We start from the raw sequence: 16,633 nt of genomic DNA, 5'->3' as shown, positions 1-16,633 counted from the left end.
GAAGGGCGCAATAGCCGCGAATGCATTGGTAAACTAAGGATCAGATCGCGCCTTTCCTTATCCGCTCGAAGCCCGCTCATGACCCGACGTCCAAAAATCCTCGTCTTCGACTCCGGCCTCGGCGGCCTCACCGTCTTCTCCGAGATCATCAAGCTGCGGCCCGGCGCGGATTACGTCTATTGTGCTGACGATGCGGGTTTCCCCTATGGCGGTTGGAAAGAGCCCGACCTCGTAAAACGCGTCGCGCAGGTGATGCAGGAGCTGATCTCCAAACACGCGCCGGATATGGTCGTCATCGCCTGCAATACGGCCTCGACCATCGTGCTGCCGGCTCTGCGGGACCACTGGCCGGACATCGCCTTCGTCGGCACGGTCCCGGCCATCAAGCCGGCGGCGGAGCGCTCGCGCTCGCATCTGATTTCAGTGCTCGGCACGCCCGGCACGGTGGCGCGGGATTACACGCAAAATCTCATCGCGCAATTTGCCGGGCATTGCCGCGTGACGCTCGTCGGCTCGGCCATGCTGGCGCGGCTTGCCGAAGCAAGGATGCAAGGGCAGGGCGTCTGCGACGAGGATATCGGCGCTGAAATTGCCCCCTGCTTCAAGGAGGAGGGCGGCGCGCGCACCGACGCCGTCGTGCTCGCCTGCACCCATTATCCGCTACTGATCGAAGATTTTCGCCGCCTCGCGCCCTGGCCCGTCGACTGGATCGACCCTGCGCCGGCCATTGCGCGGCGCGTGGATCAATTGCTGCGCGCCGAGGGCTATGAGGAGACCTTCGCCGCGACCGGGCAAGCAAGCGCGGTTTTCACCAGCGGGGCGAAGCCCGACGCGCAATTGCGCGCCGCGCTTGCGCGCTATGGCTTGGTCGCCGCCTGAGGCTTGTCGGTCAGCGTTTCAAGGAAAGCGACGATCGCGTCGATATCTTTCTCGGAGAGACGCGGCTTCTGCCCTTCCTTACGGTCGTAAGGCGCTTCCTTCGTATTCACATTGGCGCGATAGTCGGCCGGCAGATCGTTGAACTTCTCCGCCTTGGCGTACCAGCGCGCCGGATCGGTGTCGCGCGTCGCATAGAAGGCGACGACGTCGCGCAGCTTCGTGAATGCGCCATTGTGCAAATAGGGCCCGGTCACGGCGACGTTTCGCAGGGTCGGCACTTTGAAGGCCCCGCAGACGCTGTCGACATCGAAGCCCGCAGGCGCCAGCTTCTCGAGGCCCGGGCGCTTGCACAGGCCGAGATCGGGCGCATTCGCCGTGGCCGCGATCGCCGGGTTCTTCGGCGCGCCCAGCGCGTCGTAAGTGAAGTCGGTGAAAAGCCAATCTTTCGGGTCGCGCGAGTCTTCCTTGCCCACGTGACAGGCGAGGCAATTGCCTTTCTTGGGGTCTTTGAAAAGCGCGAAGCCTTTCTTCTCGATCGGCGTCAGTTCGGCCTTGCCGCGCAGATAGTCATCGAACTTCGAGGCGAAGGGATGGAAACGCGCGCTCGACTCATAGGCGACGACGGCCTGCGCCAGCTTCTCGAACGCCGCGTCGGGATTGTCGAAGATCTTCTCGCCGTAGACTTCCCTGACGAGGGATGCGTAAGCTCCGTCACGGATCGTCTCCACGGCGAAACGCTTGGAGGGCGCGTTCATCTCCAGCGGATCGAGCAGGGGGCCTTCGAACTGCGCCAGCAGGTCGTTGGCGCGCCCGTCGAGGAATTGGCCCCCCGCAGGGACTTTCTCGATTTTGCCGGTCTCGTCGTCCTTGTCATCGATGAAGCCGAAGGGCGGCGTGAGAGAGGCGTAGAGGATCGTCGGGGTGTTGCGTTTGCCCAGCGAATTGGGCTGCGAGCCGCGCGCGACAGCTGGGACCGGCGAGCCGTTCGAGCCCTGGAAGGCCGTCGCCGCATCATGGCAGGAGGCGCAGGAGACGCCCGCGGGGCGGGAGAGGGTCTTATCCTCGAAAACGCGTTTTCCCAAGCGCTCGACAGGCGTCAGGCCCGCCTCGTCGGAATCGAGCGCCATGGCGCCGCTAGGGGCGAGCCAAGCGAGCGCGGCAAGCGCAAAAATCAGGGTCCGGCCTTTGGAATAATGGGGAAGCATCGCCGCTCGCGTCGTAAACTGCCTAGCTCGATAGTAGGAAGAGCGCGTCGGGCGCGTCAATTTGGATAGCTTACATTCGTTCCAGATAGGACTGCGCTTTGTCGTCGCGCCTCGCGCCCTGGGTCAGACGCGAACAGCCAATTAGGAAGACTTGAATGCGCAAAACGAACCTCATGTCGATTTGTCTCCTGGCGGTGTTCTGGGCCCTCCCTGCCGTCGCGGATGACTGTTCCGATCTCGAGGCGCAGGAGGCCAAGGTCGCCGCAGCGAAGAATTGCGGTGAGGCTCACAAGCTTTTTGAGGCCTGTCTTTGGGGGTCGACCGCTGACATTCAGCGGAGCGCAATGGTGACGCAGACGTGCGAAAAAGCCTTTTCTATCGAGCCTGAAACCCGCCCAGCAGAAAAGCTACAGCCGGAAAAAAGACGCCTGCGCAAAAAAATATCGCAACCAGTCCGGCACGATGTATCGCTCGTTGGAAGCGGTTTGCGCGGCCGAGACGGCGCATGATTACTGGAAGAAATACGGAACGAAATAAGAAAAAAGAAAGGCGGCCGGTTGTTCGGCCGCCTTTTGCTTCAGTGCAAGGTCTTCAGCCAATCGTCGACGTTGCGCTTCGCCTGATCCTTGCCAATGCCATATTTTTCCTGGATCTTGCCTTCGAACACTTCGCGGCTGCCTTCCATCTTATCGATTTCGTCGTCGGTGAGCTGCCCCCATTGTTCCTTGATCTTGCCCTTGAATTGCTTCCAGTTGCCTTCAATGCGGTTCCAATCCATGTCGGGTCTCCTGATCGCTTGGCGGGCTCTTGGGACGCCGCCGATGCGCCCAAAACGCATGCGCCGCGGCGACGTTCCGGCGGCAGCTCGGCTTAACAGGCGAATAACCGCCACAATTTATGGTTTCGATTCGGAAAACGAATGAGCCGGATTGGCCCGCGCCAGGATTTGGTCAGCGCCGAGATCGGCTTTTGGAATCGCGCCGCGAACGGGGCGGCGCTCGACGTCAGCTAAGTGAGTAGCCATGACCCAACAGGCCGACGACAAGGAACTCATGGCGGCTTTCGCCGAGTTCAAGCAACTCTTGCAGCGCGAGAGCGAGCCGGTCGGCGCTTCCGCGGCGCCTGCCGTCAGCCTTGCGCCCGAAGCAAACGCCGCGACGCCGGAGGGCGCCGCATTGGAGGCGCCGCGCCTTTTTGCCGCCGACGCCCCGATCGCGCGCCCGCTCGCCAATCATTTTGCGCCGCCGCCGATCGCGCCTGCGCTCAGCGGGCCAGAGGGCTGGTCCGTTGCGTCCTCTGGAGAAGGCGAGGCGACGGTCGCAGAAAATGCGGGGAGCGGCGGCCGCCGAAAGCTTGTCTATGTTTCCTTGGCGGTTATCGCGATCGGCGTGGCGAGCCTCGGCTGGACGCTGACCAAGTGGCGCCCGGCGGAAGACCCGGTCGCCGATCTGAGCTTGCCGGCTGAACCCGAGGCCCTGGCGCCCGGCGCCAGTGAGGCGGCGCTCGAGCCGCCTGCCGCCGAACCGGCGAAGGACCTCACTCCCGTCATCGAAACGCCAACGACCGACAAGGCGGAATTGACGCCGCCGCAGGCGGTGGAGGCGCCGGCTCACGGACAGCTCCAGCCTGCAACGGCCCCTGCGCCCGAAGCGGCCGCTGCGGCGCTTCCTGAGCCCGCGGCTCCGCCGCCAGCGCCCGCCCCGAGGCGGGTAGAGGCGGTTTCGGCGGCGCCCGAGGCTGTCGCGCCCGTCGCCGCCGCTGCGGCAGGGGCTGCGCTTTCGTCGACTGGCGCCGGCGCCGCGAGATTGACGCCGCCTTCCGCGCCCAGAACAGCCGCGCTGCCGCCCGCAAATCGGTTCACCCCGCCGGAGCCGGCGGCGCCAGCGGCTCAACCGGCGCCCAAGCCGCCCGCGCCCGCCAAGATCGCAAAGCCAAAGCCTGCTTCGGCCGCCGCCGCAGCCAAGCACGCAAAGCCGCGCCCGGCGCCGGCCGAGCGCGCGCCCGTGGCGTCGGCCGCGCCGGTCGCCGCCGCTGCGCCGGAACCCGCTCCGCCGCCGCCGGCGCCGCCTCAGAGCGAGGGCGGCCCCCTCGGCTTTATGAAGCGCACGCTCAACTCCGTGGGCTCCACGATCAGCGGCGTCACGCGCAGCGTGATTCCATAAGTAACCCCGTATCCGGTTGCTAAATCAGCCGCTCCGTCGCAAGGTGAAGGCGACGGGGCGGTTTTTCTTTGGGAAAGCGCGCCCCCGGCAAGCGGTCCGGAGAGTTGAACCAATGGCCAAGCCGACCCAGGCGGATGCAGAAGCGGCCGTGCGCGTTCTCATCGAATGGGCGGGCGACGATCCCGATCGCGAGGGGCTGATCGAGACGCCGGCGCGGGTTGCGCGCTCCTATAAGGAGCTGTTCTCCGGCTATGACATCGACCCGCGCGACTATCTGCAGCGCACCTTCGAGGAGGTCGGCGGCTACGACGAGCTCGTGGTTCTCAAAAATATACGCGTCGTGAGCTTCTGCGAGCATCATATGCTGCCGGTTCTGGGCCGCGCGCATGTCGGCTATCTGCCGACGAACCGCGTGGTCGGCATTTCGAAGCTCGCGCGCGTTGTGCACGGCTTCGCGCGCCGCCTGCAGATTCAGGAAAAGCTCACGGCCGAGATCGCATCCGCCATCCAGGACATTCTCAAACCTGCGGGCGTCGGCGTCGTGATCGAGGCCGAACATAATTGCATGACGCTGCGCGGCGTGAACACGCCGGGCTCTCAGCTCACGACGAGCAAGCTGCTCGGCGTCATTCGCGACGATCCGCGCACGCGTGAGGAGTTTTTGGCGCTGGTTCGGGGCGCCTGAAGCCGCTGCGGTCAAAGGCGCTCCCGCGCCTGCCGCTGTCCGGAACATCTCTCGCGGGCTCGCGTTATCTCGCCACTTGCTCGAACTGTCGGAGGCGGCAATGGCCGAGGAACGCAATGTGCAACAGCGCCAACACAATGGGCACGGCGAAATGACAGGCGCAATCGCCGAACAGGCGTCGACCGCCGCCGAGCAGATGGGGCGCGCCGTTCAGCAGGGCATGGGCCGAGCCAATGCGGCGCTCAACGCCGTCACCGAGCGCAGCGGACAGGCGGCGCAGCGCACGGGCGAGGTGCTCGGCAATTTCCGCTCCGCGATCGAGACGTCTGCGCGTTCGCAGCCGACGACGACCGTGATGCTCGCCGCCTTCGCCGGCTTCATCTTCGGCGCCTTCTGGAGATTGGGCAAATAAGCCGGCCCGGCGCGTAATCTTTCATCCAATCGCGGTGACGTGTCATGTTCGAGCCGATGATAAAACGGGCCGAGAACGCCGTCGGCGCCACGATCACGCGCCTCTCCGGAAATGCGATGGCGGCGGTTCCGCTGCTCATCGCTTTCGGCTTCGCCCTGGCGGCCGTCGCCTATTGGGCGAATGAGGCGCTTGGGCCGCTTTTCGGCAATCTTGCAATTGCAGGGGCGTTTTTGGTGATCGCCCTCGTCGTCTACGGTTACGCGCGGCGGCGGGAGGCGGTTCAGCAGGCGCGCGCGAGCGCGGAGCTCGCGGCGCTCACCGAAGCCTCGCCGATCACCGCAATCCAGCGCGCGCTGCAGTCATCCAATGTCTCGCAGGCGCTCTATGATATGGCGCGAAACGTGGCGCCGACTGCGGCCAAGACGGCGGCCGTCTCGGCTTTGCGCGCGGCGCCGCGAAACCTGCCGCTGCTTGTCGGCGCCGGTCTCGGGCTGATGGTGGCGTCGCGGCTCGTCGACGCCTGGACCAACGGGCGGCGGCATTGAAAACAATGGACCGCGAGCCTTTCAGGCTCGCTTAAAAAATGCGAGCCTGAAGGGGCTCGCCGTCCATCTAGCCGAACAGCCAGGCGGCCAGCAGCGTCAGCGCCGTGAGGCCGAGGAGCAGCCTGTTGCTCGCATGCCGCCGGGTCTCGGCCATCGCTTCTATGGAATGCGCCGAGAGGTCGACGCCCTGGTCGGCCATGCGTGAGATGCGCTCGATCGCCATTTCGGCGTCGGCGAGGGTCTTCGGCAGATGCGTCGCGAGACGCGCCAGTTCCGCGATGCTTTTGCCGGCGTCTTCGATCTTCGCCTTCGGCCCGAGATTTTCCTCGATCCAGCCGCGCACGACGGGGTCGCAGGTCTTCCAAATATCGAGCTTGGGATCGAGCGTGCGCGCGACGCCTTCCGCGACGACCATGGTCTTCTGCAAGAGCACCAGCTCCGTGCGCGTGCGCATGTCGAAGAGCGCCGTGACCTCGAAGAGCAGGGTCAAGAGCCGCGCCATGGAAATATCCGAGGCGTTGACCGTATGCAGCGGCTCGCCGATGGCGCGCAGCGCCTGCGAGAACTCCTCGATCGAATGTTTCGCCGGCACATAGCCAGCCTCGAAATGCACCTCGGCGACGCGCCGATAGTCGCGCGTGATGAAGCCGTAGAGAATTTCCGCGAGGAAGCGCCGCTCCTTCTCGCCGAGCCGGCCCATGATGCCGAAATCGATGGCGACGAGGCGGCCCTGCTTGTCGACGAAGAGATTGCCCTGATGCATGTCGGCGTGGAAGAAGCCGTCGCGCATGGCGTGGCGCAGGAAGGACTGCAGCACATGGGCGCCGAGCGCCTTGAGGTCGTGGCCTTCGGCGGCGACGCGCTCGAGATCGGAGAGCGGCGCGCCGTCGATCCATTCGAGCGTCAGCACTTCGCGCGCCGTGCGATCCCAATCGACATGCGGCACTTTGATGTCGGGATCATTCGCGACATTTTCAGCGAATTCGGAAGCGGCGGCGGCCTCCAGCCGGAAGTCCGTTTCCAGCTTCACCGTGCGCGCGAGCGTATCGACGACTTCGATCATGCGCAGCCGGCGGCCTTCCGACGACCAGCGTTCGGCGACGCGCGCGACCATATACATGTCGCGCAGGTCGCGGGCGAACTGGCCCTCGACGCCCGGACGCAGCACTTTGACGGCGACCTTGCGCGGCTTTCCGTCGTAGAGCGCGGTGGCCATATGCACCTGCGCCACGGAAGCCGCGGCGACCGGCTCGCCGAAGCTTAGAAAAATTTCGTCGACCTTCCTGCCGAGCGATCTTTCGACGATGTCGATCGCCTTCGCGCGGCCGAAGGGCGCCATGCGATCCTGCAGCGCCGTGAGCGCGTCGGCGATCTCCCCGCCGACGACATCCGGGCGGGTCGCGAGGAATTGGCCGAGCTTCACATAGGATGGGCCGATCTGGGAGAGCGCGCGCACCAGCGCGGCCCCGGCGTTCTCGCCCTTGCCCACGGCGAAGAGATTGGCGATGCGCACGAGCGGCGCGGCGGCGGGCGGCAGAAGATTGAGGTCGAGCGACGTGAAGACCCCTTCGCGCGCCAGAATATAGCCGGCGCGCGCCAGTCGCAGAAAATTGCCTGTTTGAAGGAGCATCCGCCGCCTTAATACTTCCAGCCGGAATGGATCGCGACCACGCCGCCGGTCAGTCGCTCATAGCCCGTGCGCCGGAAACCCGCCTTGCGGATCATGCGCTCGAATTCGTCGGCGGCGGGGAACTGACGGATCGACTCGACGAGGTAGCGATAGGGTTCGCTCTCGCCGGCGACGAGCTTGCCCACCATAGGGATGACGTTGAACGAATAGGCCTCGTAGATTTTGTCGAGCCCCGGCACATTCACCTGCGAGAATTCCAGGCACAGGAAGCGGCCGCCGGGCTTGAGCACGCGATAGGCCTCTTCCAGCGCGACCTGGATGCGCGGCACGTTGCGGATGCCGAAGGCGATCGTATAGGCGTCGAAATGCGCGTCCGGGAAGGGGAGGGATTCGGCGTTGGCCTGGACGAATTCCAGGTTTGCGTCGATGCCCTTCTCGCGGGCGCGGTCGCGGCCGACTTCGAGCATGTCGCCATTGATGTCGAGCACGGTGATCTCGGCGTCGGGGGCCGCCTGGCGGGCGATGCGGAAGGCGATGTCGCCGGTGCCGCCGGCGACGTCCAGATGCTTGAAGCCCTTGCGGTTGCGCGCGTTGATCTTGCCGGCGAAGGTATCCTTCCAGAGCCGGTGCAGGCCGCCGGACATCAGATCGTTCATCACGTCGTAGCGGCGGGCGACCTTATGAAAGACGTCGTCCACGAGGCCCTGCTTCTCGGACAGCGGCACCTCGGAATAGCCGAAATGGGTCGAACCGTCTCGGTCGGAATGGGAATCGGTCATTTAACGCTCGCCTGACATTGGAAGATCGGGGGTGGGTATAGCCGCTTGCGGGCGGGATGGCTATGGGCGGCGGCGGAGCCGGACCGCGCGCCTTCCGGCGCGCATCTTCCTGAAGCGAGCCTGAAGGCTCGCGGTCCCTCTCCCGCTGCAACCCATTTTATTTACCAGCTTCGTTTATGGTGAATCGCGATCGGGCCCTCGGTAACCAAGCGCCCGCGCGTCGAGGCTGTCGTAATGCGTCCCATGTTCTCCCGGCGTATTTTTTCTTTCTCGATTCTATCGCTCGGCGCCTCCGGCCTCGCCGGCTGCTTTGCGCCGCGCCCCTTTGCCGAGGGCGGCGCCTCCGCCCCCGGCCGGGAGCTGACCCGCACCCTCTCGCGGCCCAATTACGCCGCAACCTATGGGCCTTACCCCGGCGAGCGCTTCGCCGTGCCGGCCGTGAACTACCAGAACATTGACCCGCGGTTCCTGCGCCAGACGGTGGACTATCCCTGGGAGGAGCCGGTCGGCTCGGTCGTCGTCGATCCGGGCGCCTATCACCTCTATTTCGTCGAGGCGCCCGGCCGCGCCACCCGCTACGGCGTCGGCGTCGGCCGCGAAGGGTTCGGATGGGCCGGTCCTGCGCGGATCAATATGAAAAGAGACTGGCCCGACTGGGTGCCGCCGCGCGAGATGATCGCCCGCGACCCCGAGATCAGGGCGCGTCTGGAGCCCACGTCGCGCGGCCTCGGCGTGCGCGGCGGGCCGCTGAGCCCCTTGGGGGCGCGCGCCATGTATCTCTTCGGCGAGGGGCGGGATCTCGGTTATCGCATCCATGGCACGCTGGAGCCGGAGACGGTCGGCTCGAATGTCTCGTCCGGCTGCGTCCGTATGATCAACCAGGACATCGTGCATCTTTATACGCGCGCGGCGATCGGAACGCCGGTGACGGTGCTGCCGACTTAGGCTGGCGCGCGTGGCGGGCGATTTGCTATTGCGTTTCCAAGGGCGCCGCCCCGAAGCGCGATCGTAGATAGAATGCCCGAACTGCCCGAAGTCGAAACTGTCCGGCGCGGACTTTCGCCCGCGCTCGCCGGCGCGCGCATCTCGCGCGTCGAGCAGCGGCGCAAGGATTTGCGCTTTCCTTTTCCGCCCGATTTCGCCGCGCGCCTCACGGGCAGGCGCATTCTCGATCTTCGGCGCCGCGCCAAATATCTTCTCGCCGATCTCGAAGGGGCCGAGACGCTCGTCATGCATCTGGGCATGAGCGGCTCCTTCCGCGTCGATGGGGATATTCCAGGGTTCTTCCACCATCCGCGCGACAAGAGCGCCGTGCATGACCACGTCGTCTTCCACATGGAGACCGGCGCGCGCGTGACCTACAACGATCCGCGCCGTTTCGGCTTCATGCTGCTCGTTCCGACTGGTGAGCTTGGCGCTCATAAGCTCTTCAAGGACCTGGGCGTCGAGCCGCTGGGGGAAGCGCTCGACGCGGCCTTTCTGGCGCGCGTCTTCCGCGGCCGCGCGGCGCCGGCCAAGGCCTTGTTGCTGGATCAGCGGCTCATCGCCGGGCTCGGCAATATTTACGTTTGCGAAGCGTTGCATGGGGCAGGGATTTCGCCCTTGCGCGAGGGGGGCAAGCTGGTGACGGCCGCCGGCAAGCCCACGGCCGCGCTCGCGCGCCTGCCGCGGACCATCAAAAGCGTGCTCGAAGCGGCGCTGGCCGCGGGCGGCTCGTCATTGCGCGACCATCGGCAGGCGGATGGGTCGCTTGGCTATTTCCAGCATTCCTTCCGGGTCTACGACCGCGAAGGCGCCGCCTGCCCGACGCAGGGTTGTAAGGGGACGATCGAGCGGGTCGTGCAGTCGGGCCGGTCGAGCTTCTACTGCCCTGTCTGCCAGAAGTGACGCGCCGTCATTGCGAGCGAAGCGAAGCAATCCAGAGCCGCAATGGCGCTACGCTCCTCGCAATGACGCCGGCCTCCAAGCGGCACCCCGGCGGCCTTGCCCGGGCCGCGCTGGCGGGCCATAACCTCTCCCATGTCCCCCTCATCGCTCGAGCCGGCGCTTTCGGTTCACGGCCTCTGCAAGACCTATGGCAAGCGTAGCGTCGTCGGGCCGCTCGAATTTTCGCTGCCGCCGGGCTCGGTCACGGCGCTGCTTGGCGGCAATGGCGCCGGCAAGACGACGACGATCGGCATGGTCATGGGGCTGATCGAGCCCACCGCCGGCGCGATCCGCATCTTCGGCCATGATCTGCTGCGCGAGCGCTACCAAGTGCTCGGCCGCATGAATTTCGAGAGCCCCTACGTCGATCTGCCGCATCGTCTCACCGTGCGGCAGAATTTGCGCGTCTTCGGCCTGCTTTATGACGTGGCCGATGTCGACGCGAAGATCGAGGAGCTTGCCGAGGCCCTGGCGCTGGGCGAATTCCTCGACCGCCAGACCGGGCGCCTCTCGGCCGGCCAAAAGACCCGCGTCGCCATCGCCAAGGCGCTGATCAACGATCCGCAATTGCTGCTGCTCGACGAGCCCACCGCTTCGCTCGATCCCGATACGGCCGATTGGGTGCGCGCGCGGCTCGAGGCGCATCGCGCCACGCATAATTGCGCGATCCTGCTCGCCTCGCACAATATGAGCGAGGTGGAGCGACTCTGCGATCGCGTGCTGATGCTGAAGGAGGGCGTCATTTTCGATGACGGCTCTCCCGCAGATCTTTTGGCGCGCTATGGACGCGACAATCTCGAAGAGGTGTTTCTCGACGTCGCGCGTGGGCGCGCGGGGGCGGCGTGATGCGCGACGCTTTCTCGATCAAGCGCGTCGGCGCCATGCTCCTGCGCTACAGCTATCTGCTGCGCGCCTCCTATACGCGCATTCTCGACATCATCTATTGGCCACTGGTGCAGATGCTCACCTGGGGCTTTCTGCAAACCTATCTCGTGAAGGCGGGCGCGCTTCAGGCGCCGGGCGGGGCGGCGCAGGCTGCGGGCACGCTCATCGGCGCGATCCTGCTGTGGGACATTCTGCTGCGCGGCCAGCAGGGCTTTTCCTTCTCCTTCATCGAGGAGATGTGGTCGCGCAATCTCCCCAATATTCTCATGAGCCCGCTGCGGCCGCCGGAGTTCATCGTCTCGCTCATCATCATGAGCATCCTGCGTCTCTTCGTCGGCGTTGTGCCGGTGACGCTGATGGCGATCCTGTTCTTTGGCTTCAATCTTTGGGCGCTCGGCGTCGCTTTCGGCGCATTCTTCGTGGTGCTGATGTTCTTCGCCTGGAGCATCGGACTTTTGGTGTCGGGGATTTTGCTGCGCTACGGATTGGGCGCGGAAAATCTCGTATGGTCGCTGATGTTTTTCGTGCAGCCGCTCGGGGCGGTCTATTACCCGGTCTCGACCTTGCCCTTCTGGCTGCAGCCGGTCTCATGGATGCTGCCGCCGACTTATGTCTTCGAGGGGCTGCGCGCCGTGCTGATCGAGCATGTCATTCGCTGGGATTTGCTGGCGCAGGGCTTTGCGATCGACGTCGTGATGTTCTCACTCGCCGCCGTCGCCTTCGGCCGCTTGCTGAAAAGCGCGCGCCGCGCCGGCACGCTGTTGCAGACCGGGGAGTGAGCCACTTGCAGTCATTGCTAGGAGCGCAGCGACGAAGCAATCCAGGGCAGCTACAGCGACTCTGGATTGCTTCGCTCCGCTCGCAATGACGAAGCAACTAACGGATTTTTGTGATGGCGACGAAACGCGCCGATGCGGCGCTTCACGAATGGGGCTACTTCGAAAGCCGCGCCAAAGCGCGCGAGGCGATCGAAGCCGGGCTCGTAACCGTCGATGGGCGCGTCGTCGCCAAGCCCTCGGCGCCGATTGCGGAGGGCGCGAAGATCAGCGCCGCTGCGCCTTACCCTTGGGTGTCGCGCGGCGGCGTGAAGCTCGCCCATGCGCTCGACGCTTTCGGCGTCGATCCACAAGGCCGCTACTGCCTCGATGTCGGCGCCTCGACCGGCGGCTTTACGGATGTCCTGCTGTCACGCGGCGCGCGGCATGTCGCGGCGGTCGATGTCGGGCATGACCAACTGCATGAGAAGCTGCGCAGCGACGCACGCGTCACCTCGATGGAAGGGCAGGACGCGCGCACATTGACGTTGTCGCAGCTTCACGAAGCGCCGTCCATGATCGTCATGGACGCCAGCTTCATTTCGCTTTCGGCGCTGCTGCCCAATGTGCTTACTCTCGCCGCAAGCCAATGCGATCTTGTCGCGCTCATCAAGCCGCAGTTCGAGGCGGGACGCGCAGCGGTGAAGAAGGGCGTCGTGCGCGACGAGAAGATTCACGCCGATGTCTGCGACAAGGCGAGGCGCGAGATCGAGTCGCTCGGATGGCGCGTCCTCGGCATCGTCGCTTCGCCCATCGAAGGCGCCGACGGCAATCGCGAATTCCTCATCCACGCGGCCACACCATGAAAAACCTTTACATCGAACGTCTCGGCCTTCGCGGCGAGGGCGTCGCCCGCGATGGCGACGCGCGCGTTTTCGTGCCCTATGCGCTGCCCGGCGAAACAGTGGTCGCCGAGGTCGAGGGCGATCACGCGCGGCTCATCGAAGTCATCGATCCTTCGCCCGATCGCATCGCGCCCTTCTGTCCGCATTACGCCCATTGTGGCGGTTGCGCGGTGCAGGCCTTGGCGCCCGCCGCCTACGCCGAATGGAAGCGCGGCCTTGTTGTGACGGCGCTGCGCAACGCCGGTCTTTCTTGCGAGGTTGCGCCGCTGGTCGATGCGCATGGCGCCGGACGCCGGCGCGTCACTTTCCATGCGCGCATGGAGAAAGGCCATGCGCGCGTCGGCTTCATGGCGGCGCGTTCTCACGAGACCGTCGAGATCGAAGGCTGCCCGCTGCTCGTTCCCGAGCTTGCGGGCGCGCTGCCGGCGGCGCGGGCGATCGCGCAAATCCTCGCCGCGCGCGGCAAGCCGCTCGATCTTTCCTTCACTGCGACGCTCGACGGCATGGATGTCGATTTGCGTGGCGCCGGCCCGCTGGAGGAACATGAGACGAGCGCGCTCATCAAGGCGGCCGAGGCGCATGATCTCGCGCGGCTTTCCAACCACGGCAGGCTGGTGGCTTTACGTCGTTCGCCCGTCGTGCAAATCGGCCCCGCGCGCGTTCCCATTCCGCCGGGATGCTTTCTTCAGGCGACGGCAGCGGGCGAAGAAGCAATCGCCACGCGCGTGTTAGCAGCGGCCAAGGGCGCCAAGCGCGTCGCCGATCTCTTCTGCGGCGTCGGCGCCTTTGCGTTGCGTCTGGCGCAAAGCGCGCGGGTCTCTGCCTTTGATTCCGCCGCTGACGCCGTCGAGGCCATGTTTGCGAGCGCCCGCAACTCGGAGGGGCTCAAGCCGCTCGACGGCGCGGCGCGGGATCTCTTCGAGCGCCCGCTTTCCGTGCAGGAGCTTACGCCCTTCGATGTCGTGGTTTTCGATCCGCCCCGCGCGGGCGCACAGGCGCAGGCGCGCGAAATTGCCAAATCGGCGGTGAAAACGGTGGTCGCCGTCTCCTGCGGCGCCCAAAGTTTCGCGCGGGACGCCGCAATTTTGCTCAACGGCGGGTACTCACTGTCCCCCGTCACGCCCATTGATCAGTTCCGCCACGCCCCCCATGTCGAAATTGTCGCGGTTTTCTCGCGGCGGGACGGGCAAAAGCGGGCAAAACGGGCTCTTCTAGGGTGAAAGCCTTAATTTTTACGTAACATTCCTGTGACGAGAATGTCTCGAGGGGACGGGAAAAACGACTCATCGGATAGGATCAGAAGCGGAGCCGGTTGCCGAGGAAAAGAATCAGGCATAGGATTTGCTGGTGTTCCTGGGTGTAGGCGGAAATCGAGTGATTTCCGGGAACTGGAAGGAGATAATCATGATGAATGCGCTGATCGCCGCAGCATTATGCAGTGTCGTCCTCGCGAGTGCGCCCGCTGCGGCGCGCGCTTACGTCTACGCCCGCAAGAAAGACGCCATGGCCCGCCGGCGCCGCAATTACTACTAAGGCCCGGCTCAACCCGAGGGCGCTTCTCTGTCTCAGAGTGATTCGTTCGACGCGCCCGATCTCTGCGATCGCCTGAAGGCGATCGTCGGAGCTTCCGCCGTGATGACGGATGCGGCGGATATGGACGCCTATCTGTCCGAACCTCGTGACCTTTATCACGGCGATGCTCTTTGCGTCATCAGACCGAAAGATGCTGGCGAAGTCGCCCGTGTCCTGGCGCTCTGCAATGAGCTTGGCTTGGGGATTGTTCCCCAAGGCGGCAATACGGGCCTTGTCGGCGGGCAGACGCCGGACTTGAGCGGCCGGCAGATCGTCCTTTCCTTGCAAAGACTGGATCGCGTGCGCGAGGTCGATCCATCCTCCGACGCCATGACGCTCGAAGCCGGCGTGACGCTCGCGCGGGCGCAGGAAATCGCTCAGTCCGTCGACCGTTATTTTCCCTTGTCGCTGGCGTCCGAGGGAAGCTGCACGATCGGCGGCAATCTTTCGACAAACGCCGGCGGCGTGCATGTGCTCGCCTATGGCGCGGCGCGGGACCTTGTGTTCGGGCTGGAGGTCGCGCTCGCCGACGGGCGGATTCTCTCGACGCTCGGCAAGCTGCGCAAGGATAACACCGGCTATAATCTCACCCAGCTTTTCGTGGGGTCCGAAGGCACGCTCGGCGTCATCACCGCCGCGACGCTGAAGCTCTTCCCGCGCCCGCGCTCGCGCGCCGTCGCTTTTCTCGGCCTCGACGACCCGGCCAAGGCGCTGGCGCTGCTCAACTTCTTGAAGGGCCACGCCGGGCCAGGCCTGCATGCCTTCGAGCTGATTCCCCGCGTGGGGCTCGAGCTTGTCTTGCGGCATATCCCCGGCACGCGCGATCCGCTTCTATCGCCCCATCCCTGGTATGCGCTTCTGGAAATCGCCGGCTTTGCCGAGGGAGAGGCCGAACGGACAGCGGCGCTGTCGCTTGCGCAGGCGCTGGAGGCGGGCCTCGCCCACGACGCCACCATCGCGCAGTCGCTCGACCAGGCTGAAAGCCTCTGGCGGCTGCGGGAGAGTCTCTCCGAAGCGCAAAAGCGCGAGGGCGGCTCGATCAAGCACGACATTTCCGTGCCCATCGAGCGCATCCCCACCTTCGTCGCCGAAGCCGGCGCGCGAATCGCCGCCGCTTTCCCGCAGGCGCGACCGGTTCCCTTCGGCCATATGGGCGACGGCAATCTTCACTATAATGTCTCGCAGCCGGTCGGAGCCGACAAGGCGGCTTTTCTCGCGCGCTGGGACGAAATGAACGAGATCGTCCATGGGCTCGTGCATGACTATGGCGGGTCCATATCGGCCGAGCACGGAATCGGGCGATTGAAGCGCAATCTTCTCGCGCGCGTGAAAGACCCCGTCGCGCTCGACCTGATGCGCGCCTTGAAGAAGACGCTTGATCCAAGGGGCGTGCTCAATCCCGGCAAGCTGATCTGATACCTTTTCCGTTTGGATAGCGCGCATGGGGACGTGTCATTCCCGGCGGGCTGAAAGCCCGACCGGGAATCCAGAGCCACAAAAGCGCTGGTTTTGCTCTGGATTCCCGATCGCTCGCGTTGCGAGCGTCGGGAATGACAACGAACCAATCGAGCAGATCGCGTATGATCAGCCAAAAAGCGTGCGGCTGAGCGGCTCCTGCAAATGTGGCCCGTCTTCCGTCGCCTTATTGATCGCGGGGGCGATCTCGAAAAATTCGAGCGCGCTATCCGCCGCCGGCCTCAGCAGCGCAGCGGCCCTTTCGTCGCTGACGTCGTCGCAATCCAGCCAGGCGGCGAAGTCCTTCGGCTCGAGAACCGCGGGCATCCGCTCATGCACGGCGATTGTCGCCGCATTGGCCGCTGTGGTGAGAATACAGGCCGTGTCGATCTCGGAGCCATCCGCGCCGGCGTAGGTCTCCCACAAGCCGGCCATGCCCATTGGAGCCCCGTCGGCGCGACGGAAGAGATAGGGCTTGCGCACAATTTTTCGCCCCGCGCCGAGCTTCAGCCATTCATAATAAGCGTCGGCGGGGACAAGGCAGCGCCGCCGCTTCATGGCGGCGCGAAAACTCGCTTTTTCAAGAACCGTCTCGGATCTCGCGTTGAAAATTAACGGAAAATCACGGGGGTCTTTGACAAATCCCGGCAGGAAGCCCCAGCGCGCCAGCATGAAGCGCGGCGCCGGACGCCCATCCTGGCGCGCGCTCGCGACGATCGCGATCGGCTGGGTCGGCGCGATGTTGTAACGTGGCGGGAAATTGGGCGTTTCGGGATAGCCGAACAGCTTCCTGATCGCCTCGGGCGCGGAGGTGAGCGCATAGCGTCCGCACATCTTC

General features: G+C 65.0%; 19 protein-coding genes. 14 read left to right on the top strand and 5 right to left on the bottom strand.

Features of this window, described 5'->3' with window-relative positions; genetic code table 11:
* The first annotated feature begins 78 nt into the window (after positions 1-78).
* On the top strand, positions 79-879 hold the full coding sequence (murI, locus tag JJT62_RS17000) for a glutamate racemase (protein WP_202073973.1): 801 nt from the start codon (positions 79-81) through the stop codon (positions 877-879).
* Here murI and JJT62_RS16995 read toward each other — a convergent pair.
* Positions 858-2,084, bottom strand: coding sequence for a cytochrome-c peroxidase (locus JJT62_RS16995; RefSeq protein ID WP_202073972.1), 1,227 nt, complete (start codon positions 2,082-2,084; stop codon positions 858-860). The two genes, murI and JJT62_RS16995, sit on opposite strands and share 22 nt — an antisense overlap.
* Before the next feature lie 155 nt (positions 2,085-2,239).
* Between JJT62_RS16995 and JJT62_RS16990 the strand changes: the two genes are divergently transcribed.
* Positions 2,240-2,593 carry a hypothetical protein gene (locus JJT62_RS16990; protein WP_202073971.1) on the top strand — a complete coding sequence of 118 codons (354 nt, stop codon included), beginning with the start codon at positions 2,240-2,242 and terminating at the stop codon, positions 2,591-2,593.
* Positions 2,594-2,661: 68 nt separating this feature from the next.
* Here JJT62_RS16990 and JJT62_RS16985 read toward each other — a convergent pair whose 3' ends face one another.
* Positions 2,662-2,862: a CsbD family protein gene (locus tag JJT62_RS16985; RefSeq protein WP_202074129.1), complete on the bottom strand. Its 201-nt coding sequence runs from the start codon at positions 2,860-2,862 to the stop codon at positions 2,662-2,664.
* Positions 2,863-3,106: 244 nt separating this feature from the next.
* Here JJT62_RS16985 and JJT62_RS16980 point away from each other — a divergent pair, with 244 nt between their 5' ends.
* From JJT62_RS16980 to JJT62_RS16965, 4 genes are all read left to right on the top strand, one after another.
* Positions 3,107-4,246, top strand: coding sequence for a hypothetical protein (locus JJT62_RS16980; RefSeq protein ID WP_202073970.1), 1,140 nt, complete (start codon positions 3,107-3,109; stop codon positions 4,244-4,246).
* Between the two features lie 112 nt (positions 4,247-4,358).
* The gene (gene folE, locus JJT62_RS16975; RefSeq protein ID WP_202073969.1) at positions 4,359-4,931 is read left to right on the top strand and encodes a GTP cyclohydrolase I FolE; all 573 of its coding nucleotides are present in this window, start codon (positions 4,359-4,361) and stop codon (positions 4,929-4,931) included.
* A 100-nt stretch (positions 4,932-5,031) separates the two neighbouring features.
* The gene (locus JJT62_RS16970) at positions 5,032-5,343 is read left to right on the top strand and encodes a hypothetical protein (protein ID WP_202073968.1); all 312 of its coding nucleotides are present in this window, start codon (positions 5,032-5,034) and stop codon (positions 5,341-5,343) included.
* A 44-nt stretch (positions 5,344-5,387) separates the two neighbouring features.
* The gene (locus JJT62_RS16965; protein WP_202073967.1) at positions 5,388-5,888 is read left to right on the top strand and encodes a hypothetical protein; all 501 of its coding nucleotides are present in this window, start codon (positions 5,388-5,390) and stop codon (positions 5,886-5,888) included.
* A 67-nt stretch (positions 5,889-5,955) separates the two neighbouring features.
* Here JJT62_RS16965 and ubiB read toward each other — a convergent pair whose 3' ends face one another.
* Entirely contained in the window at positions 5,956-7,518 is a 1,563-nt protein-coding gene (gene ubiB, locus JJT62_RS16960; RefSeq protein ID WP_202073966.1) for a 2-polyprenylphenol 6-hydroxylase, read from the bottom strand.
* An 8-nt stretch (positions 7,519-7,526) separates the two neighbouring features.
* Positions 7,527-8,297, bottom strand: a complete 771-nt coding sequence (gene ubiE, locus JJT62_RS16955) for a bifunctional demethylmenaquinone methyltransferase/2-methoxy-6-polyprenyl-1,4-benzoquinol methylase UbiE (protein ID WP_202073965.1) — start codon at positions 8,295-8,297, stop codon at positions 7,527-7,529.
* 234 nt (positions 8,298-8,531) lie between these two features.
* Between ubiE and JJT62_RS16950 the strand changes: the two genes are divergently transcribed.
* The 8 genes from JJT62_RS16950 (at position 8,532) to JJT62_RS16920 (ending at position 15,756) form a co-directional block, all read left to right on the top strand.
* Entirely contained in the window at positions 8,532-9,242 is a 711-nt protein-coding gene (locus JJT62_RS16950) for a L,D-transpeptidase (RefSeq protein ID WP_246744968.1), read from the top strand.
* Between the two features lie 72 nt (positions 9,243-9,314).
* Positions 9,315-10,184: a bifunctional DNA-formamidopyrimidine glycosylase/DNA-(apurinic or apyrimidinic site) lyase gene (mutM, locus tag JJT62_RS16945; RefSeq protein WP_202073964.1), complete on the top strand. Its 870-nt coding sequence runs from the start codon at positions 9,315-9,317 to the stop codon at positions 10,182-10,184.
* Positions 10,185-10,316: 132 nt separating this feature from the next.
* On the top strand, positions 10,317-11,069 hold the full coding sequence (locus JJT62_RS16940) for an ABC transporter ATP-binding protein (RefSeq protein WP_202073963.1): 753 nt from the start codon (positions 10,317-10,319) through the stop codon (positions 11,067-11,069).
* Positions 11,069-11,887, top strand: a complete 819-nt coding sequence (locus JJT62_RS16935; RefSeq protein WP_202073962.1) for an ABC transporter permease — start codon at positions 11,069-11,071, stop codon at positions 11,885-11,887. Before JJT62_RS16940 ends, JJT62_RS16935 begins: the two co-directional genes overlap by 1 nt.
* 113 nt (positions 11,888-12,000) lie before the next feature.
* Entirely contained in the window at positions 12,001-12,729 is a 729-nt protein-coding gene (locus tag JJT62_RS16930; RefSeq protein ID WP_202073961.1) for a TlyA family RNA methyltransferase, read from the top strand.
* Entirely contained in the window at positions 12,726-13,988 is a 1,263-nt protein-coding gene (locus tag JJT62_RS16925; RefSeq protein ID WP_202073960.1) for a class I SAM-dependent RNA methyltransferase, read from the top strand. The genes JJT62_RS16930 and JJT62_RS16925 overlap by 4 nt, the downstream gene beginning before the upstream one ends.
* A gap of 184 nt (positions 13,989-14,172) precedes the next feature.
* Positions 14,173-14,301 (top strand): hypothetical protein, encoded by a 129-nt coding sequence (locus JJT62_RS19390; RefSeq protein ID WP_255537318.1) that lies wholly within the window; start codon positions 14,173-14,175, stop codon positions 14,299-14,301.
* A 102-nt stretch (positions 14,302-14,403) separates the two neighbouring features.
* Positions 14,404-15,756 carry an FAD-binding oxidoreductase gene (locus JJT62_RS16920; protein ID WP_202074127.1) on the top strand — a complete coding sequence of 451 codons (1,353 nt, stop codon included), beginning with the start codon at positions 14,404-14,406 and terminating at the stop codon, positions 15,754-15,756.
* Between the two features lie 168 nt (positions 15,757-15,924).
* Here JJT62_RS16920 and JJT62_RS16915 read toward each other — a convergent pair whose 3' ends face one another.
* A complete protein-coding gene (locus JJT62_RS16915) occupies positions 15,925-16,629 on the bottom strand; it encodes an SOS response-associated peptidase (protein WP_202073959.1) in 705 nt (234 codons plus the stop codon).
* Positions 16,630-16,633 lie beyond the last annotated feature (4 nt).

It is taken from the genome of Methylocystis sp. Sn-Cys (assembly GCF_016745395.1).
GTDB classification, from domain to species: domain Bacteria; phylum Pseudomonadota; class Alphaproteobacteria; order Rhizobiales; family Beijerinckiaceae; genus Methylocystis; species Methylocystis iwaonis.
This window is presented reverse-complemented; position numbering and strand designations above follow the sequence as displayed.

Coding starts and splice junctions, on each gene's coding strand:
- JJT62_RS16940 (WP_202073963.1), top strand. CDS start 10,317: ATGTCCCCCTCATCGCTCGAGCCGGCGCTTTCGGTTCACGGCCTCTGC.
- JJT62_RS16915 (WP_202073959.1), bottom strand. CDS start 16,629: ATGTGCGGACGCTATGCGCTCACCTCCGCGCCCGAGGCGATCAGGAAG.
- JJT62_RS16965 (WP_202073967.1), top strand. CDS start 5,388: ATGTTCGAGCCGATGATAAAACGGGCCGAGAACGCCGTCGGCGCCACG.
- ubiE (WP_202073965.1), bottom strand. CDS start 8,297: ATGACCGATTCCCATTCCGACCGAGACGGTTCGACCCATTTCGGCTAT.
- JJT62_RS19390 (WP_255537318.1), top strand. CDS start 14,173: ATGATGAATGCGCTGATCGCCGCAGCATTATGCAGTGTCGTCCTCGCG.
- JJT62_RS16925 (WP_202073960.1), top strand. CDS start 12,726: ATGAAAAACCTTTACATCGAACGTCTCGGCCTTCGCGGCGAGGGCGTC.
- JJT62_RS16995 (WP_202073972.1), bottom strand. CDS start 2,084: ATGCTTCCCCATTATTCCAAAGGCCGGACCCTGATTTTTGCGCTTGCC.
- JJT62_RS16930 (WP_202073961.1), top strand. CDS start 12,001: ATGGCGACGAAACGCGCCGATGCGGCGCTTCACGAATGGGGCTACTTC.
- JJT62_RS16970 (WP_202073968.1), top strand. CDS start 5,032: ATGGCCGAGGAACGCAATGTGCAACAGCGCCAACACAATGGGCACGGC.
- murI (WP_202073973.1), top strand. CDS start 79: ATGACCCGACGTCCAAAAATCCTCGTCTTCGACTCCGGCCTCGGCGGC.
- JJT62_RS16950 (WP_246744968.1), top strand. CDS start 8,532: ATGCGTCCCATGTTCTCCCGGCGTATTTTTTCTTTCTCGATTCTATCG.
- JJT62_RS16990 (WP_202073971.1), top strand. CDS start 2,240: ATGCGCAAAACGAACCTCATGTCGATTTGTCTCCTGGCGGTGTTCTGG.
- JJT62_RS16920 (WP_202074127.1), top strand. CDS start 14,404: ATGACGGATGCGGCGGATATGGACGCCTATCTGTCCGAACCTCGTGAC.
- ubiB (WP_202073966.1), bottom strand. CDS start 7,518: ATGCTCCTTCAAACAGGCAATTTTCTGCGACTGGCGCGCGCCGGCTAT.
- JJT62_RS16980 (WP_202073970.1), top strand. CDS start 3,107: ATGACCCAACAGGCCGACGACAAGGAACTCATGGCGGCTTTCGCCGAG.
- folE (WP_202073969.1), top strand. CDS start 4,359: ATGGCCAAGCCGACCCAGGCGGATGCAGAAGCGGCCGTGCGCGTTCTC.
- JJT62_RS16985 (WP_202074129.1), bottom strand. CDS start 2,862: ATGGATTGGAACCGCATTGAAGGCAACTGGAAGCAATTCAAGGGCAAG.
- JJT62_RS16935 (WP_202073962.1), top strand. CDS start 11,069: ATGCGCGACGCTTTCTCGATCAAGCGCGTCGGCGCCATGCTCCTGCGC.
- mutM (WP_202073964.1), top strand. CDS start 9,315: ATGCCCGAACTGCCCGAAGTCGAAACTGTCCGGCGCGGACTTTCGCCC.